The organism is Streptomyces europaeiscabiei, assembly GCF_001550375.1.
In the GTDB taxonomy this organism is placed as follows: domain Bacteria; phylum Actinomycetota; class Actinomycetes; order Streptomycetales; family Streptomycetaceae; genus Streptomyces; species Streptomyces europaeiscabiei.
Window position 1 is genome coordinate 1 of sequence record NZ_LRTR01000132.1, and the last position, 16,196, is coordinate 16,196.

Here is a 16,196-nt window from a genome sequence, read left to right on the forward strand (position 1 = left end):
CCGCGCGTCGCGCTCGGCGCGCGCGGCCCGGTCGAGCGAGTCCGCGCGCCCCGCGAGGCCCTTGACCCGCTCCTCATGCGTCCGCACCTGGAGCCGGGCCTCCATCTCGGTCTGCCGTGCATTGGCCCCGTCCGCCGCGAGCCGATCGCGTACGGAGGTGTCCGGCTCCTCCTCGACGGGCATCTCCTCGGCCACCGCGAGCCGTTCGGCCAGCTCCTCGGCTTCCTGTACTGCCTTGTCCAGCGCCTCCTGGGCGCGTGCGGCGGCAGCCGTCGACCGCTCGGCCTCCCCCGCGGCGCCCCTCGACTGCCCGGCCAGCCGACCGAGCTGCTGGGCGACCGCGGACTTCTCCCGCTCGGCGGCCCGGCGCCGCTCCCCCAGCTCCTCCACGAGGCCGGCCCGTTCCCGGCGCGACTCGACCGCGCTGTGCTGGGCCTCGGCCAGCTCCTCGCACCGTACGGCCAGTTCCGCCAGCTCGGCCGCCGCCTCGTCGACGGAGGCCTGCACCTCCAGCAGGCTCGGCGCCCCGGCGGACCCGCCGTGCGCGAAGTGCGCCCCGAGCAGGTCGCCTTCGGCGGTGACGGCCGTGAGATCGGGGCGCGCGTAGACGAGGTCCTCGGCGTCTTCGAGGGTGTCGACCACGACGACGCGGTGCAGCAGGCGGTGTACGGCCGGCATCAGGTCCGACGGTCCGCGGACGAGGTCGGCTGCGAGTTGTCCGGCGGAGGGCGCGGGCAGCGGCCGTCGCTCGGCTGCGGGTTCGTCGTGGCCGGTCACACGGTTCCCCGCGCCCCTGTCGAGCACGGAGGTGGCGTCCTCCGGCGCCCCTGCCAGCAGCAGTGCCGCCCGGCCCGCGTCCTGTTTCCGGAGCAGCCGGATGGCTTCGGCGGCCGAGGCGGGCGTGGTCACGGCGATGGCGTCCGCCGCCGCGCCGAGGGCGGCGGCCAGGGCGACCTCGTGGCCCGGGGCTACCGTGAGGAGTTCGGCGGCCGGACCCAGCACCCCACCGAGCCGGTCCTTCGCGGCGAGCAACGCCCCCGTGCCGTCCTTGCGGCGCAGGCCCAGCGCGAGGGCTTCGTGGCGGGCCTGGGTAGCGGCGCGGCGGCGTTCGGCAGCGGTGGTGGCGTCGCGGGCGGCGGTGAGAGCGGACTCGGCCTCGGCCAGGGCACGCTTCGCGGCGTCGTGCCGCTCGGCCAGTTCGGTGTCGTCGGCGTCGAGGCCGTCGACCTCGGCCTTCAGCGCCTCGTACTCCTCCTGGGCGATGACCGCACGTTCCTGCGCCTCGTCGCGGGCGGCTGCGAGACGGTCGATCTCGGCCTGGGCGGAGGCCGCGCGGGAGCGGGCGGCGTTGACCTGGCCGTTCAGCCGGGCGAGGCTCTCTCGGCGGTCGGCGATGGAGCGGGCGACATCCTTCAGTCGGCGTTCCTCGACGGTCAGTTCGCGCTCCAGCTCGGCGCGGTGCTCGACCGTGTCCTCCAGCGCGTGCTCGGCCGCCTCGAGGGCCGCTTCGAGCTCGGCCTCCTGTTCGCGGATGCGGGCGGCCTCGCGCTCCATGTCCTCCGGGTCGCGGCCGCGCCGCTCCTCGGGGGGTGCGGAGGTGGCGCTCTTGATCCGGGCGTCGGCCAGGGAGATCGTGCCGCGCACCCGTTCGGCGAGCTGCGACAGCTCGTACCAGGTCTCCTGGGCCCGCTGGAGGCGCGGAGCCAGCCGTCGTACCTCGCCCTCAAGGAGCGCCTCCCGTTGGAGCGCCTTCCTCAGTTCGGCCTCGGCGGCGTCCTTGCGCTGCTTCAGCGCGGCCTCGTCGGCGACCTCGGTGCGGAGCGCCGCGTGGAGTCGTACGAGATCGTCGGCCAGCAGCCTCAGCCGTGCGTCCCGCAGGTCCGCCTGGATGACGGCGGCCCGGCGGGCGACGGCGGCCTGCCGGCCCAGCGGCTTGAGCTGGCGGCGAAGTTCGTCGGTGAGGTCCTGGACGCGGGCCAGGTTGGCCTGCATGGCGTCCAGTTTCCGCAGCGCTTTCTCCTTGCGCTTGCGGTGCTTGAGGACACCGGCGGCCTCCTCGATGAAGGCGCGGCGGCCCATGGGGTCGGCGTGCAGGACGGAGTCGAGGCGGCCCTGGCCGACGATCACGTGCATCTCACGGCCGATGCCGGAGTCGGAGAGCAGGTCCTGGATGTCGAGGAGGCGGCAGGTGTCACCGTTGATCTGGTACTCGCTGCCGCCGTTGCGGAACATGATCCGCGTGATCGTGACCTCGGAGTACTCGATGGGGAGGGCCCCGTCGGCGTTGTCGATGGTCAGGGACACCTCGGCGCGGCCGAGCGGGGGGCGCCCGGTGGTGCCGGCGAAGATGACGTCCTCCATCTTGCCGCCGCGCAGCGACTTCGCGCCCTGTTCGCCCATGACCCAGCTGAGCGCGTCCACGACGTTGGATTTGCCCGAGCCGTTCGGTCCTACGACGCACGTGATGCCCGGCTCGAAGCGGAGCGTGGTCGCCGAGGCGAACGATTTGAACCCGCGGAGGGTCAGGGCCTTGAGGTGCACGCCGCCGGACTCTACCTTCCGGCCTTGTCCCACTCCATGAACGCGCGGTTTCACACATGAACGTGCAGGGCACATCAGACGTTGAAGAGTGTGGGGGAACTCGGGAGTTCGGGGGAAAGAAAGAAGGGACGCCTCTAGAGAAGGCGTCCCTTGCAGATCTGACAACGTAGCGGCTGATACGAGCAGCCCAACCACTGCTGTCTGTCGTGGTGCGATGCAGTGATCAGGTGAGCGCAGGCTCCGCCTGGCGTGCGTCGAGCTCCATGAGCGAGTCGTGAGAAGCGGCAGCCGTCAGCGCGTCGTTCTCCGCCTGGATGCGTCCGAGTTCGGATTCCAGGTCCTGGACACGCTGCTGGAGCCGTCGCATCTCGGCGAGGAGTCGCGGGTCGGAGCCGCCGACGTAACCGAGAAGCGCCTTTGCCATGATGGATGGTCCTCCACACTGAGTGACCGACCGAAGCGGTGTGGGTCGTGAGGGAATCGCACCCGCGATGCTTGGCACTGTTGAGTTCTACTGCCGTTCTCCATGCCAAACAGCTAAGGTGCGCGGGGTTGCTTTCAGCGTCTCACCAAAAAGTTTGACGGTCAACACGATCACGCCCCGCATCGGCGGGCACCCCACTGCCGCGCGGCCCCGAGCGGGCGACGCTGCGGCACTTCCGGGACCTCTCCTGGCCGGCGGAGCGAGGGGATCATCCTTTCTTCGGAGCGTGCCATGGCAAACCCGTCTTGGCAATCACCTGCACATTTCTGGTTTGTGCATGCTCCTGGCATATGACGGTGGCTCACCCCTCCGCTCCCGCCCGGCCGGCTTCACCGAAGGGCGTCAGCGGATGGCGAAGCCGTCGTAGCCTCCTCGCGGTGTGTCCCAGATCTCGGTGACGCCGTCCACGCGCCCGGGCGTGTCGTCGCCCTGGAGCCACTCCAGGAGCCCTTGGCACGCCTCGCGGGGGCCCTCGGCGACCACCTGGACCCGTCCGTCGGCCAAATTGAGAGCAAAACCACTCAGTCCACCGGTCTCCAACGCCCGAGCCCGGGTGAACCAGCGGAAACCCACCCCTTGCACCCGTCCACGCACCCAGACGACCAGCCGTACATCCTCACTCATGGCTGCACGCTAACGGGCCAATGCCCCTCGAGCCTCTCCCTCCCCTGGCGCCATGCTGTACCGTCCCCACCCAATGAATCTCATATGAAACTCACTCCTTCGTGTGAGGTTCGTGAAGGCGACGATCACAACGTCGACGACATCTCCAACGTTGACCGCAGGACACCGCAAGGACGAGGAAGGCCAAGACATGGGACGCCACCGACGCTCCGCCGCCGGCCGCGCCGCCAGGGGGGGGCGCGCCGGGGTCACCGACACGGGCTTCGCTCCCGAGGAGCCCCACTACGGTCCGGAGAACCTGTACGGGTTCGCCGCTGTCCTGGAAGCCGACGCCCAGGCCGCGTCGCGTGGTGGTGGTTCGCGCCGCCGCAAGAAGCGGACCGTGACTCCCGTGAAGACCGGCCTGCTCGGTGTCTCCGCCGCCGTCGCCCTCGGCACCGTCGCGGTCGCCACCGGGGTGCTCCCGGGTGGCGACAAGTACGCGGTCAGCGGGGGCAGCAGCAACGAGACGGTGGTTCCCGCCGGCCAGCCGACGGGTGCGGCGACCCAGCAGGGCGGGACGGACGGCGCCGCGCAGGAACAGCGCGAGGACGAGTCCACCAGCCGTGACGCCGAGCGCGAGGCCTCGCCGTCGAACAGCCCGTCCCCCTCGGAGAAGCCGTCAGAGAAGAAGCCTTCCGACAAGGCGGGCAAGGACTCCGGCTCGGAGAAGGCCAGGAAGCCGTCCGCCAAGCCCACCAAGGAGAAGGACAAGGAGAAGACCACTCCCCCGGTGGAGGTCTCGGTGGAGACCCAGGCCGAGGCCGCGGTCCTCCTGCTGGTCAACGAGGAGCGGGCCAAGGCGGGCTGCAGCCCGGTGGCGGCCGACAGCGATCTGGCGAAGCTGGCCGAGACCTTCAGCGAGGACATGGCCCTCCGCAGCTTCTTCGACCACACCAACCCCGACGGCGACGACCCGTGGGACCGTGCCGCGGCCCTCGGGATCACCGGCCTGGGCGGCGAGAACATCGCCCGCGGCCAGGCCACCGCCGAGGCGGTCATGGAGGCCTGGATGAACAGCCCCGGCCACAAGGCGAACATCCTGAACTGCGACTTCAAGACCCTCGGCGTCGGCGTCCACCTGGGCGACGGCGGACCGTGGTGGACACAGGACTTCGGCTACTAGACACCGCCCGGGAGAGTCTGCGCTAACCCAGAGTTAGTGCAACCTTCTGGTTAGCGCTGCGCCGGAGTATCCTCGGAACATGGAATCAGTCGCGCACACCGCCGTGACGCCCGCGCAGGCCTCCGCGGGCGCGGACGCCTTGAACCTCGACGAACTCGCTTTCGACGTGTTCGCCAGGAACTGCCCGTCGCGGGGCACCCTGGAACACGTCACGGGCCGCTGGGGCGTGCTGACGATGAGCGCCCTGCACGAGGGCTCGCTCCGCTTCAACGAGTTGCGCCGTCGCGTCGACGGCGTCAGCGAGAAGATGCTCTCCCAGACCCTGCACGCCCTGGAGCGGGACGGCCTGGTCCACCGTGAGGCCCAGCCCACCAACCCGCCCCGCGTCGACTACACCCTCACCCCGCTCGGCCGCGAGGTCTCCGAGCGCCTGCTGTCCCTCATCACCTGTGTGGAGGACCGCATGGAGGACGTGCTCCGGGCCCGCGAGCGTTACGACGAGACGCGCGGCGCCCGCTGACACGTGGGGCAGAAGTAGCTGGACCGGTTCATCCAGGGCCGCCGGCGCATCGGCGTGGCACAGCGGCGGCAGGGCAGCCCCTCGCGGCCGTACGCGTCCAGCGACCGGTCGAAGTACCCCGACTCGCCGTTCACGTTGACGTAGAGGCTGTCGAAGCTCGTGCCGCCCACCGCGAGCGCCGCGTTCATCACGTCCCGTACGTGGCCGAGGAGTTCGGTGGTGCGGGGGCGGGTGAAACCGGCGGTGGGGCGCTCGTAGTGGATGCGCGAGCGCCAAAGCGCCTCGTCGGCATAGATGTTGCCGACCCCACTGATCAACGACTGGTCGAGCAGGGCCCGTTTGATGGTCGTCCGCTTCCGTCGCAGCGCCTGGTGGAAGGCCTCCGCGTCGAACAGCGGGTCGAGAGGGTCGCGGGCGATGTGCGCGATGACGTCCGGCAGGCCCTCGGGGGTGGTGTCGTGCAACGACAGCCCGCCGAAGGTGCGTTGGTCGACGAAGCGGAGTTCGGTGCGGAGGTCGTCCGCGAAGCGGACGCGGATCCTGAGGTGCTTCTCGTCGGCCGTGTCGTGCGGCTGCACGAGCAGCTGGCCGCTCATGCCGAGGTGGGCGAGGACGGCGATGCCGGTGTCCTCCACGGGCAGCCACAGGTACTTGCCGCGCCTGCTGGGCTCCCCGATGCGGTGGCCCTTCAACCGGAGCGCGAAGTCCTCGGGGCCGGCCAGGTGCCGGCGGATCGCCCGCGGGTGCAGCACGTCGACATCGGCGACGGTGCGGTGCGCCACCCAGCGTTCCAGACCCCGCCGTACGACCTCGACCTCGGGGAGTTCTGGCACGGGGTCCTCCGGAGGATGGGCGGGGGGTGGGGGTGAGGGGTGAGGTCGTGGGGCGGCTGCGGGTGGATCGTGGCTGATCGCGCAGTTCCCCGCGCCCCTCAAAGATCAGGGGGTACCCCCAGGTTTTCAGGGGCGCGGGGAACTGTGCGAGCAACCTCCAACGACCTGCACGCACCCACGGACCGCAACCGCCCCCTCATCCCTCAGCGGGGGTCGGGGGCGGCGGCCTCGGGCAGGTGGCGCCCACCATCAGGCAGGCGCGGTGTCCGAAGGTGCGGTATCCGAAGGTGCGGTGTCCGAAGGAGTCTCGGCGGATTCTTCGGGCAGGGCCGCGGCCTCCGCCGCCGCCTTCGCCCGTTCGTCCGCCGCGGAGCGGATCGCACGCCAGGCGGACTCCGCCGCCTGCTGCTCCGCTTCCTTCTTGCTGCGGCCGGTGCCGGTGCCGTACGAGACGCCTCCGACGCGGGCGGCAGCTGTGAAGGTCTTCTCGTGGTCGGGGCCGGTCTCCGTGACCAGGTACTCGGGCACACCGAGCCCCTCGGTCGCGGTGAGCTCCTGGAGACTGGTCTTCCAGTCCAGGCCGGCTCCGAGGTTCGAAGACTTCTCGATCAGCGGGTCGAACAGACGGTGCACCAGCTCCGCCGCCGAGTCGAGCCCCTGGTCGAGATAGACCGCACCGATCACCGCTTCGAGGGTGTCGGCGAGGATGGATGCCTTGTCCCGGCCACCCGTGCCCTCTTCACCGCGGCCGAGCCGGATGAAGGAGCCGAGGTCGAGCCCACGGCCCACCTCCGCCAGCGCACGAGAATTGACCACCGCGGCCCGCAGCTTGGCCAGTTGGCCTTCGGGCAGGTCGGGGTGGGTGCGATACAGCGTGTCCGTGACCACGAGGCCGAGGACGGAGTCCCCGAGGAACTCCAGGCGCTCGTTGGTGGGCAGACCGCCGTTCTCGTACGCGTACGAACGGTGGGTCAGCGCACGCACCAGAAGGGCGGACTCGAGCCGGTAGCCGAGCCGCCCTTCCAGAAGCGTGTGGGACGAGGCTGTGTTCTCCGCCTTTTTCTTGGCGTTGGTCTCCGCCTTGGCGTCAGACATAGAGCCTCTCACCAGCCGCTCAGACCTCGAGGACCTGGCGCTTGTTGTAGGTGCCGCAAGACGGGCACGCGATGTGCTGCAGCTTGGGCTCGTGGCAGCGCTCGCACGCAACCAGGGTGGGGACCGCAGCCTTCCACTGCGACCGGCGGTGGCGCGTGTTGCTGCGCGACATCTTCCGCTTCGGAACAGCCACGGCTACTTCTCCTGCTTCTCGTCGACGTGCGCTGATGGAAGCGCGCCGCCGCTCAACTCGTCCTTCTCGCCATCTTCGAGTGAACCGGCGAGTCCCTGCAGTGCCGCCCAACGGATGTCGACGGCGTCGTGGTGGTGGTCCGGGTCGTCCGCCAGCCGTACTCCGCACTGGGAGCACAGGCCGGGGCAGTCGTCCTGGCACACCGGCTGCATCGGCAGTGCGAGCACCACCGCATCACGCAGCACCGGTTCGAGGTCGAACAAACCGTCCTCGAGGAAGAGCATGTCCTCGTCGTCCTCGGCGTCGGTGTCGGGCTCCGCGATCACGCGGCCCCGCTCATCGGCGTCGGGGTACGAAAACATCTCCTGGAAGTCCGCTTCGAGTTCGAGCTCCAGCGGCTCCAGACACCTTACGCACTCCCCCTTGGCCTGTGCACGGGCGGTGCCTGTGACAAGCACCCCTTCCATGACCGACTCCAGACGGAGTTCGAGCTCCATCGGGGCGCCTTCCGGCACTCCGACGACCCCTTTGATCCCGAGGTCCTGCGGAGCCTCGATCGAACGCGTCAGGCGCTGTTGCGCACCGGGCCGCCGACCCAGCTCGTGCGTGTCGAACACGAGGGGGTTGCGATGGTCGAGGCGGGCGTTCAGAGCCATTTCTGCTTTCGGTCTTCGGTACTGGTGGGAAGAGGGCACAGCCCTTGGTGTTCCGGGCAGCGCTCGATCGCGGGCGTCTGTTGCGGACAGCATGAACGCACGCACGACCGAAGAGCCAGGATACTGGACCTTTCGCTCTCGGCCCAATCCGCTGTCAGCGGCCCTGTTCGTAGCGGCGCAACTGCTCCGCCGTGATCATGGTCGTGTCGAAGAGGCTGGTCTCGTCGAGCACGTTCGCCTGCGGCTGCGCGTACCCCTGCTGGTCCTGTTGCGCGTGGTCCTGGCCATGGTCCTGGTGCCCCTGGTTCGGGTCGTACCCCGGCTGCTGCGGATAGCCGGCGGCGTACGGATCGGCCTGCTGGTAGCCGTAGGGGTCGGCGGCCTGCTGAGGCTGGGCGTATTGCTGCTGATAGCCACCGTACGGATCCTGCTGGTACGCCGTCGCCTGGTAGGCGTCCTGCTGCCCGCCGTACGACTGCTGGTCCGGCACCGACCGGGACTGCTGGGCGGGGTTGTCGGAGAGGTCGGCGAGCCCGGCCAGGTAGTCGGCGTCACTGGTGAGCTGCGGGGAAGTGCCGTCGCCGGTCAGGGAGAGGGCGCCGAGGTCGTCGGTGGCGATGCGGCCGTGGAGCTTCTGGCGGCCACGGCCGACGGCCTCCAGGGTCTTGGCGAGGACCGCCTCGAAGGCGCCGAGCTTGGCGTCCACGTAGGCGTCCGCGTCGCGGCGCAGGGTCTCGGGGTCGTGGCTGCGCTCGGGGGCGTCCTCGTCCTCGTAGCCCTGCTCGTCGAGGCCGGGGCCCGTGCCGAGGAGCTTCTCGCGGCCGCGGCCCACCGAACCGAGGGTCTTGGTGAGGACGACCTCGAAGTTGGCGAGCTTGGAGTCGACGTAGTCGTCGGCCTCGGCGCGGACCTCCTCGGCCTCCTGGCGGGCCTCGCCCAGGATGCGGTCGGCCTCGTTCTGGGAGCGGCGGGCGACCTCGGTGTCGGAGATCAGGGAGCCGCGCTCGGCGTGCGCGTGCTCGATGATCCGCTCGGCCTCCAGGCGGGCCCGCTCGACCATGTGGTCACGGTCGCCGATCAGTTCCCGTGCCTGGGCGAGGGAGTCGGGCAGGGCCGCGCGCAGTTCGTCGAACAGGGAGAGCAGCTCGGCGCGGTTGACCACGCACGAGGCCGACATGGGCATGGATCGGGCGCCCGAGACCACCGAGACGATCTCGTCGAGCTTCTTCTGCACGTCCACCGTGTGGTCCACCGTGTGCTCGCCACTCTCTACGACTGTGTTGAAAACGGTCGGGTCGACTGTACGGCCAGCGGGGGACCTGCGTCCGCTCAGTGCTGCTTCAGGCGCTCACCGAGCGCTTCGAGGACGAGCGGGGGCACCAGGTGGGAGACGTCGCCACCCCAGGTCGCGACCTCCTTGACCAGAGAGGACGACAGGAAGCTGTAGGTGGGGTTGGTGGGGACGAAGAGGGTCTCCACGCCCGACAGGCCGATGTTCATCTGGGCCATCTGCAGCTCGTAGTCGAAGTCGCTGACCGCGCGCAGGCCCTTGACGATCGCCGGGATGTCGCGCTGCTTGCAGAAGTCGACGAGCAGGCCGTGGAAGGCCTCCACCCGTACGTTCGCGTACTCGGCGGTGACCTGGCGGATCAGCTCCATCCGCTCCTCGACCTCGAAGAGGCCCTTCTTGGACTTGTTGATCATCACCGCGACATAGACCTCGTCGTACAACTTGGAGGCGCGGCCAATGATGTCGAGGTGTCCGTTGGTGACGGGGTCGAACGACCCGGGACAGACGGCACGGCGCACTTGGGCTCCCTCGCTCTCCGGTCCGGTCATCGTGCGTCTTCGCACGTAGAGGCGGCGCGACCGTACCAAAACGTTCCCTCGCCGTAGCGACGGGCCCTGATGGCTTCGAAACCGGTCGGCCAGGCGAACTCACCGCCTCTGGTGCTGCGCTCCACGGTGACGAGGGCTTCCTCTCCGAGCCAGCCCCCGGTACGGAGTGTGAGCAGGATCTCGCGAAGATCGCCGTCCGAGACGGCGTACGGAGGGTCGAGGAAGACGAGGTCGTACGGTTCGTCCGGCGCCGGGCCCTGGATGATCTGCTCCGCTTTGCCCGGTCTCACCTCGGCGCCGGGGAGGCCGAGCGATCTGACGTTGTCCCGGATCGTCCGGGCCGCGCGGGCGTCCGCCTCGACGAGGAGGGTGTGGGCGGCGCCTCGGGAGAGGGACTCCAGGCCGACCGCGCCCGAGCCGGCGTACAGGTCGAGGACCCGTTCGCCGGCCAGAGGGCCGCCGAGGAGTGATTGCCAGGTGGAGAAGAGGCCCTCGCGTGCGCGGTCGGAGGTGGGGCGGGTGCCTGTCCCTGGCGGGACTGCCAGGCGGCGTCCGCCGGCTGCGCCGGCGATCACGCGGGTCATCTTGGGTCCTTGGTGGAGGGGGCGGCTACAGGTCCAGTCTGGCAGTCGGAGGCGGGAGGTTGCGTTCCGCCGTGGGCGACCGCGGGTCAGGAGTGGATTCGCCCGGTGGGGCGCTTCTTGATCACCATGGACGGCTGCGAGTCCGTCGTGGCTGGTCCCGCGGTGCCCCGCGCCCGGCGAAAGCAGGGCGGCTGCCCTCAGCCCTTGTCCAGGTACTGCTCCCTCTCCTCGTCCAGGAGGGCGTCCAGGGCTGTCCTCAGGCCCGGCAGGCGCTCCAGGTCCGGGTCGGCGGCCACCACCGCCGCCGCTTCCTCTCTCGCCTCCGCGATGATCTCCTCGTCCTCGATGACGGCGAGCATGCGCAGGCTGGTGCGGGCGCCGGACTGGGCCTGGCCGAGGACGTCTCCCTCACGACGTTGTTCGAGGTCGATGCGGGAGAGTTCGAAGCCGTCGCGAGTGGAGGCGACGGCGTTGAGGCGCTGGCGGGCAGGGCTCGCCTCGGGCATCTCGGTGACCAGGAGGCAGAGGCCGGCCGCGGAGCCTCGGCCCACCCGGCCGCGGAGCTGGTGGAGCTGGGAGACACCGAAGCGGTCGGCGTCCATGATCACCATGGCGGTGGCGTTCGGGACGTTCACGCCGACCTCGATGACCGTGGTGGCGACCAGGACATGGGTCTCGCCGGCGGCGAAGCGGCGCATGACCGCGTCCTTGTCGTCGGGGTGCATACGGCCGTGCAGCACCTCGACCCCGAGGCCCTGGAGCGGGCCCCTGACGAGCTGGTCGGCGATGTCGAGGACGGCGAGGGGCGGGCGCTTCTCGGCCTCGTCCTCGGGAGACTTCTTTGCTGACTTCTTCGGGTCGTCCTCCTCGTCCCCGATGCGGGGGCAGACGACGTACGCCTGGTGGCCCTTCTCCACCTCCTCGCGGACGCGTTCCCAGGTGCGGGCGAGGAAGTGGGGCCTGTCGGCGGCCGGGACGACATGGCTGGCGATGGGTGAGCGGCCGGCGGGGAGCTGGTCGAGGACCGAGGTCTCCAGGTCACCGAAGACGGTCATGGCGACCGTGCGCGGGATGGGGGTGGCCGTCATGACGAGGAGGTGGGGCGGCTGCTTGCCCTTGCCGCGCAGGGCGTCGCGCTGCTCGACGCCGAAGCGGTGCTGCTCGTCCACGACGACCAGACCCAGGTCGTGGAACTGCACCTTGTCCTCGATCAGCGCGTGCGTGCCGATGACGATGCCGGCCTCGCCCGTGACCAGGTCCAGGAGCGCCTGCCGGCGGCCGGCGGCGCCCATCGACCCGGTGAGCAGCACCACCTTGGTGGCGTGCTCGGTGCCGCCCAGCATCCCGCCCTCGGCCAGCTCGCCCATCATCTCGGTGACCGACCGGTGGTGCTGCTGGGCGAGCACCTCGGTGGGCGCGAGCATGGCCGCCTGACCACCGGCGTCGACGACGGCGAGCATGGCGCGCAGCGCCACCATCGTCTTGCCCGAACCCACTTCGCCCTGGAGCAGCCGGTGCATCGGATGCTCGGTGGCCAGGTCGTCGAAGATCTCCCTGGAGACCTTCTGCTGGCCCTCGGTGAGGGTGAAGGGGAGGCGGGCGTCGAAGGCGGTGAGGAGGCCGTCGGGGGCGGGCCGTCGGGCGACCGCGGGGAGTTGGGCGTCCGCGTGGCGACGGCGGGCCAGGGCGACCTGGAGGACGAAGGCCTCGTCCCACTTGAGGCGGTCGCGGGCGCTGTCCCTGTCCGCCTTGGTGTGGGGGCGGTGGATCTTCAGGAGGGCTTCTGGCAGCGATACCAGGCCCCGGCCCTCGCGCAGCGACTCGGGCAGGGGGTCCACGGCCTCCTGCGCGCTCGGCAGGACCGTCTGGACGGCCTTGGCGATCTTCCAGGACTCCATCTTGGCGGTGGCCGGGTAGATCGGGATGAGGGCGCCGGCCCAGGTGTCGACGGTCTCCGTGACGTCGTCGCCGCGCAGCAGCTCGTAGGCCGGGTGGGCCAGTTGGAGGCGGCGGTTGAAGACGGAGACCTTGCCGGAGAAGAGCGCGCGGGTGCCGGGGAGGAGGTCCTTGTGGGGTTTGTGCACGCCGTTGCCGAAGAAGACGAGCTGGAGGCGGCCGCTGCCGTCCGTGATGGTCACTTCGAGGCGCTGGCCCTTGCCTCGCGGGGCCTTGGCGGAGGCGAAGGAGTGCAGGCGGGCGTCGGCGACCTGGGCGACCACCGTGACGTGCTCGTCCATGGGCAGGTCGGCGAGGTGGGTGAGCTGGCCCCGCTCCTCGTACCTGCGGGGATAGTGGTGCAGCAGGTCCCCGACGGTGTGCAGGCCGAGGTGCTCGGCCATCACCTTCGCGGTGGCGGCGCCGAGCGTGTTCTTGAGCGGTTCTTCGAGCGCGGGCACGAGATCCATTGCACACCACCGCACTGACAATCCCGTATAGGTCCTTGAAATCCGCTGGTCAGACGGGTCGTTCGCGCTTAGGATGACGCACTCCCGGGCCCAGCCGTGTCAGGGTCCGTACCGCCCCCGTCCGCGGTCACCGTCTCGCGGGACCGCCCGACCCCGCCGCCGTCGCCAGATTCCCACTCCACCGGCGCTGCGACGATGGATTCAATGACCTCACAGTCATCCCAGGTACCCCAGACTCCTCAGGCGCCACAGTCGCCTCATACGTTCCAGGTCGATCTGCGTGGCCTGGTGGATCTGCTCTCGCACCACCTCTATTCCAGTCCGAAGGTCTATCTGCGGGAGCTGCTGCAGAACGCCGTGGACGCGATCACCGCGCGCCGCGCCGAGCAGCCCGACGCTCCCGCCCGGGTGCGGCTGTTCGCCGAGGGCGGCGCGCTGCGGGTGGAGGACTCGGGCATCGGGCTCACCGAGGCCGATGTGCACGACCTGCTCGCCACCATCGGGCGCAGTTCGAAGCGCGACGACGGTGGCATTCAGGAGGTCCGCTCGGACTTTCTCGGGCAGTTCGGTATCGGCCTGCTGGCCTGTTTCGTGGTCGCCGAGCGGATCCGTGTGGTCAGCCGCAGCGCCCGCACGCCGGACGCGCCGCCCGTGGAGTGGACGGCGGCCGACGACGGCTCGTACACCGTGCGGACGCTGCCCGACGAGGCGCGTCCCGAGCCGGGCACGACCGTGCACCTGGTCGCGCGGCCCGGGGCGGCGGAATGGCTCTCCCACGCGCGCGTGCTGGCACTGGCGCGGGACTTCGGGTCGCTGCTGCCGTACGACGTGCGGGTGGGCGACGAGGCGGTCACCGATCTGCCGGCGCCCTGGGGCCGCGGGTACCCCTCCCCCGCCACCCGGCGGGTTGCCCTGGCCCGGCACTGTCACGACCTGTTCGGGTTCACCCCGCTGGACTCCATAGAGCTGGACGTGCCGCTGGCCGGGATCCGGGGCGTGGCGTACGTCCTGCCGGCCGCCGTCAGCCCGGCCCAGCGGGCGAGCCACCGGGTGCACCTGAAGGGCATGCTGCTCACCGAGCGGGCCGAACAGCTGTTGCCCGACTGGGCGTTCTTCGTGCGGTGCGTCCTCGACACGGACAGTCTGCGGCCCACCGCGTCGCGGGAGTCACTGTACGAGGACGAGACCCTGGCGGCCGTGCGGGAGGCGCTGGGCGAGCGGATCCGCGGCTGGCTCACCGGGCTCGCCGCCGGTGATCCGGAGCGGCTGGCGGCCTTCCTGTCGGTGCACCACCTGGGCGTGAAGTCCCTGGCGCGCCACGACACGGAGATGCTGCGCACGATGCTGCCGTGGCTCCCCTTCGAGACGACCGACGGGCGGCTGTCCCTGGAGGAGTTCGCGCAGCGGCACCCGGTGGTGCACTTCACGCGGACGGTCGAGGAGTACCGCCAGGTCGCCCCCATCGCGTCCGCGCAGGGCGTGGGGGTCGTCAACGGCGGCTACACGTACGACAGCGAGCTGGTCGAGGCGCTGCCGTCGGTGCGTCCGGGGACGGTGGTCGCCGAGCTGGACGCCGACACCGTGACCGCGCACCTGGACACTCTGGATGCGGACGAGGAGCTGGCGCTGGCGGGCTTCCTGTCGGCCGCGCGGGCGAGGCTCGACCCCCTGGGGTGCGATGTCGTGCTGCGGGCCTTCCATCCGCTCTCGGTGCCCGCGCTGCACCTGGACGACCGCTCCTCCCGGCACGAGCAGGCCCGCGCGGAGGCGGAGGAGCACGCCGGCGACCTGTGGGCGGGCATCCTCGGCTCGCTGCGGAGCAGCGCCCCCCGCGCGCGGCTGGTGCTCAACCACCTCAACCCGCTGATCCGGCGGATCAGTTCCCTGACCGACCGGGAGCTGATCGGCACGGCCACGGAGTCCCTGTACGGGCAGGCCCTGCTGATGGCCCAGCGGCCGCTCAGGCCCGCCGACTCGGCGCTCCTGAACCGCGCCTTCATCGGCCTGCTGGAGTGGGCCACGCACACCGAACCCGGGTCCGGGCCGGGTTCCGGCTCCGGTTCCGGTTCCGGGGAGGGCGGTCGCGGATGAGTCACGTCATGGATTTCGACGAGCTGCGCCGGGCCATGGCGGAGAACTACGAGCAGCCGGAGGGCCCCGCACGCAACGCGCGCGCGGAGCTGCTGCTCGCTCAGGCCGAGAAGCTGAACGTCCCGCTCGCCGTGATCGAGGCGCTCGGACACCAGCTGAAGGTCTACAACTACAGCTCCGAGAAGGACAAGATGTTCGTCCCCTTCGCGCGCCTGCTGCGCATGTGGGACGAGCGCCCCGAGGACTTCGACGAGTACGAGATCCACTCCCTGCACTGGGTGTTCAAGTGGATGTCGGCCGGCATGCTGAACCAGCCGCACGTCCCGCTCGCCTCCATCGAGAAGTGGCTCGGCGAGATGGAGCACCGCTACCGGCTCGCCGGGCACTCGGAACGGGCCGTGCGCAGCGCCGAGTTGAGCGTGGCCGCGCACATCGGCGACCTGGCGCGGGCCGAGCGGGCGTACGCGGCGTGGCTGGCCGCCGACCGGGACACGATGGCCGACTGTCCCGCGTGCGAGCTGCACGGGCAGGGCTGGTGGCGGGCCCGGCAGCGCGAGGACGCCGAGGCGCTGGAGCTGTGGGCGCCGGTGCTGGAGGGCGAGTACACGTGCGCCCACGAGCCGCACACCGTCCTGGCGTCCTCCCTGGTGCCGTTGCTGCGCCTGGGGCGTCCCGACGAGGCGCGGGCCCACCATCTGCGCGGTTTCCGGCTGGTGCGGGCCATGGAGAGCATGCGGGGCGCGTACGCGGACCACGTGGAGTTCTGCGCCCTGACCGGCAACGAGGCCCGCGGCCTGGAGCTGCTGGCCGAGCGTCCGGCGTACTTCACGGACTCCGGGGACCCGCGCAGCAGGCTGGACTTCATGAGTGTGGTGGCCCTGCTGATGGACCGCCTCACCGCACGTGGGTTCGCCGATCAAACGGTCCCCGGTCCCGGCGGGCGTACCTGGACCGCCCGCGAACTGGCCTCCCACGCGCGCGAGGAGGCCCTTTCCCTGGCCGGGCTCTTCGACGAGCGCAACGGCACGGCGTACGTCGGCACGCATGTCCGGGAGCGGATGGACCGGACACCGCTGCTGGACCGGCTGCCGCTGGGGGTGCGTTCGGCACGGACCGTCGCCGCGGTGCCCGCGCCCCGGCCGCCGGCCGACGTGGGGCTGACGGGG

At 70.7% G+C, this 16,196-nt stretch carries 14 protein-coding genes and 1 pseudogene; 4 read left to right on the forward strand and 11 right to left on the reverse strand.

Features of this window, described 5'->3' with window-relative positions:
• From smc to AWZ10_RS06155, 3 genes are all read right to left on the reverse strand, one after another.
• The coding region (gene smc, locus AWZ10_RS06145) for a chromosome segregation protein SMC (RefSeq protein ID WP_060890623.1) at nt 1–2,541 on the reverse strand (2,541 nt) is incomplete at its 3' end.
• A 223-nt stretch (nt 2,542–2,764) separates the two neighbouring features.
• Nucleotides 2,765–2,965 (reverse strand): hypothetical protein, encoded by a 201-nt coding sequence (locus AWZ10_RS06150; RefSeq protein WP_005479841.1) that lies wholly within the window; start codon nt 2,963–2,965, stop codon nt 2,765–2,767.
• Nucleotides 2,966–3,367: 402 nt separating this feature from the next.
• Nucleotides 3,368–3,649, reverse strand: a complete 282-nt coding sequence (locus AWZ10_RS06155; RefSeq protein WP_046704867.1) for an acylphosphatase — start codon at nt 3,647–3,649, stop codon at nt 3,368–3,370.
• Nucleotides 3,650–3,839: 190 nt separating this feature from the next.
• On the opposite strand from AWZ10_RS06155, the gene AWZ10_RS06160 reads away from it, so the two are divergent.
• Both AWZ10_RS06160 and AWZ10_RS06165 read left to right on the forward strand, forming a co-directional pair.
• On the forward strand, nt 3,840–4,814 hold the full coding sequence (locus tag AWZ10_RS06160; RefSeq protein ID WP_046704868.1) for a CAP domain-containing protein: 975 nt from the start codon (nt 3,840–3,842) through the stop codon (nt 4,812–4,814).
• Between the two features lie 79 nt (nt 4,815–4,893).
• Entirely contained in the window at nt 4,894–5,334 is a 441-nt protein-coding gene (locus tag AWZ10_RS06165) for a winged helix-turn-helix transcriptional regulator (RefSeq protein WP_234361052.1), read from the forward strand.
• Here AWZ10_RS06165 and mutM read toward each other — a convergent pair.
• The 8 genes from mutM to recG all read right to left on the reverse strand — a co-directional run bounded on the left by mutM (nt 5,307) and on the right by recG (nt 12,939).
• Complete coding sequence (mutM, locus tag AWZ10_RS06170) at nt 5,307–6,167, reverse strand: bifunctional DNA-formamidopyrimidine glycosylase/DNA-(apurinic or apyrimidinic site) lyase (protein ID WP_037695975.1); 861 nt, start codon at nt 6,165–6,167, stop codon at nt 5,307–5,309. The two genes, AWZ10_RS06165 and mutM, sit on opposite strands and share 28 nt — an antisense overlap.
• 249 nt (nt 6,168–6,416) lie before the next feature.
• Complete coding sequence (rnc, locus tag AWZ10_RS06175; RefSeq protein ID WP_046708871.1) at nt 6,417–7,262, reverse strand: ribonuclease III; 846 nt, start codon at nt 7,260–7,262, stop codon at nt 6,417–6,419.
• Between the two features lie 19 nt (nt 7,263–7,281).
• Complete coding sequence (gene rpmF / locus AWZ10_RS06180) at nt 7,282–7,455, reverse strand: 50S ribosomal protein L32 (protein ID WP_007493396.1); 174 nt, start codon at nt 7,453–7,455, stop codon at nt 7,282–7,284.
• Between the two features lie 2 nt (nt 7,456–7,457).
• Entirely contained in the window at nt 7,458–8,111 is a 654-nt protein-coding gene (locus tag AWZ10_RS06185; protein ID WP_046708872.1) for a YceD family protein, read from the reverse strand.
• A 154-nt stretch (nt 8,112–8,265) separates the two neighbouring features.
• The gene (locus AWZ10_RS06190) at nt 8,266–9,351 is read right to left on the reverse strand and encodes a cell division initiation protein (RefSeq protein ID WP_173531671.1); all 1,086 of its coding nucleotides are present in this window, start codon (nt 9,349–9,351) and stop codon (nt 8,266–8,268) included.
• Between the two features lie 89 nt (nt 9,352–9,440).
• A complete protein-coding gene (gene coaD, locus AWZ10_RS06195; protein ID WP_046708874.1) occupies nt 9,441–9,920 on the reverse strand; it encodes a pantetheine-phosphate adenylyltransferase in 480 nt (159 codons plus the stop codon).
• A gap of 26 nt (nt 9,921–9,946) precedes the next feature.
• Nucleotides 9,947–10,579: a 16S rRNA (guanine(966)-N(2))-methyltransferase RsmD gene (gene rsmD, locus AWZ10_RS06200; RefSeq protein ID WP_279616614.1), complete on the reverse strand. Its 633-nt coding sequence runs from the start codon at nt 10,577–10,579 to the stop codon at nt 9,947–9,949.
• 152 nt (nt 10,580–10,731) lie between these two features.
• Nucleotides 10,732–12,939 (reverse strand): ATP-dependent DNA helicase RecG, encoded by a 2,208-nt coding sequence (gene recG / locus AWZ10_RS06205; protein WP_060890625.1) that lies wholly within the window; start codon nt 12,937–12,939, stop codon nt 10,732–10,734.
• Nucleotides 12,940–13,134: 195 nt separating this feature from the next.
• Here recG and AWZ10_RS06210 point away from each other — a divergent pair, with 195 nt between their 5' ends.
• Nucleotides 13,135–15,030 carry an HSP90 family protein gene (locus AWZ10_RS06210; protein WP_107417392.1) on the forward strand — a complete coding sequence of 632 codons (1,896 nt, stop codon included), beginning with the start codon at nt 13,135–13,137 and terminating at the stop codon, nt 15,028–15,030.
• Nucleotides 15,027–16,196: pseudogene (locus AWZ10_RS06215) on the forward strand (tetratricopeptide repeat protein); the annotation flags it as partial. The gene AWZ10_RS06210 and the pseudogene AWZ10_RS06215, both read left to right, overlap by 4 nt.

Excerpts from the sequence above, each read along its gene's own strand:
- AWZ10_RS06150 (WP_005479841.1), bottom strand. The coding sequence starts at position 2,965 with ATGGCAAAGGCGCTTCTCGGTTACGTCGGCGGCTCCGACCCGCGACTC.
- AWZ10_RS06155 (WP_046704867.1), bottom strand. The coding sequence starts at position 3,649 with ATGAGTGAGGATGTACGGCTGGTCGTCTGGGTGCGTGGACGGGTGCAA.
- AWZ10_RS06160 (WP_046704868.1), top strand. The coding sequence starts at position 3,840 with ATGGGACGCCACCGACGCTCCGCCGCCGGCCGCGCCGCCAGGGGGGGG.
- AWZ10_RS06165 (WP_234361052.1), top strand. The coding sequence starts at position 4,894 with ATGGAATCAGTCGCGCACACCGCCGTGACGCCCGCGCAGGCCTCCGCG.
- rnc (WP_046708871.1), bottom strand. The coding sequence starts at position 7,262 with ATGTCTGACGCCAAGGCGGAGACCAACGCCAAGAAAAAGGCGGAGAAC.
- AWZ10_RS06185 (WP_046708872.1), bottom strand. The coding sequence starts at position 8,111 with ATGGCTCTGAACGCCCGCCTCGACCATCGCAACCCCCTCGTGTTCGAC.
- recG (WP_060890625.1), bottom strand. The coding sequence starts at position 12,939 with ATGGATCTCGTGCCCGCGCTCGAAGAACCGCTCAAGAACACGCTCGGC.
- AWZ10_RS06210 (WP_107417392.1), top strand. The coding sequence starts at position 13,135 with ATGGATTCAATGACCTCACAGTCATCCCAGGTACCCCAGACTCCTCAG.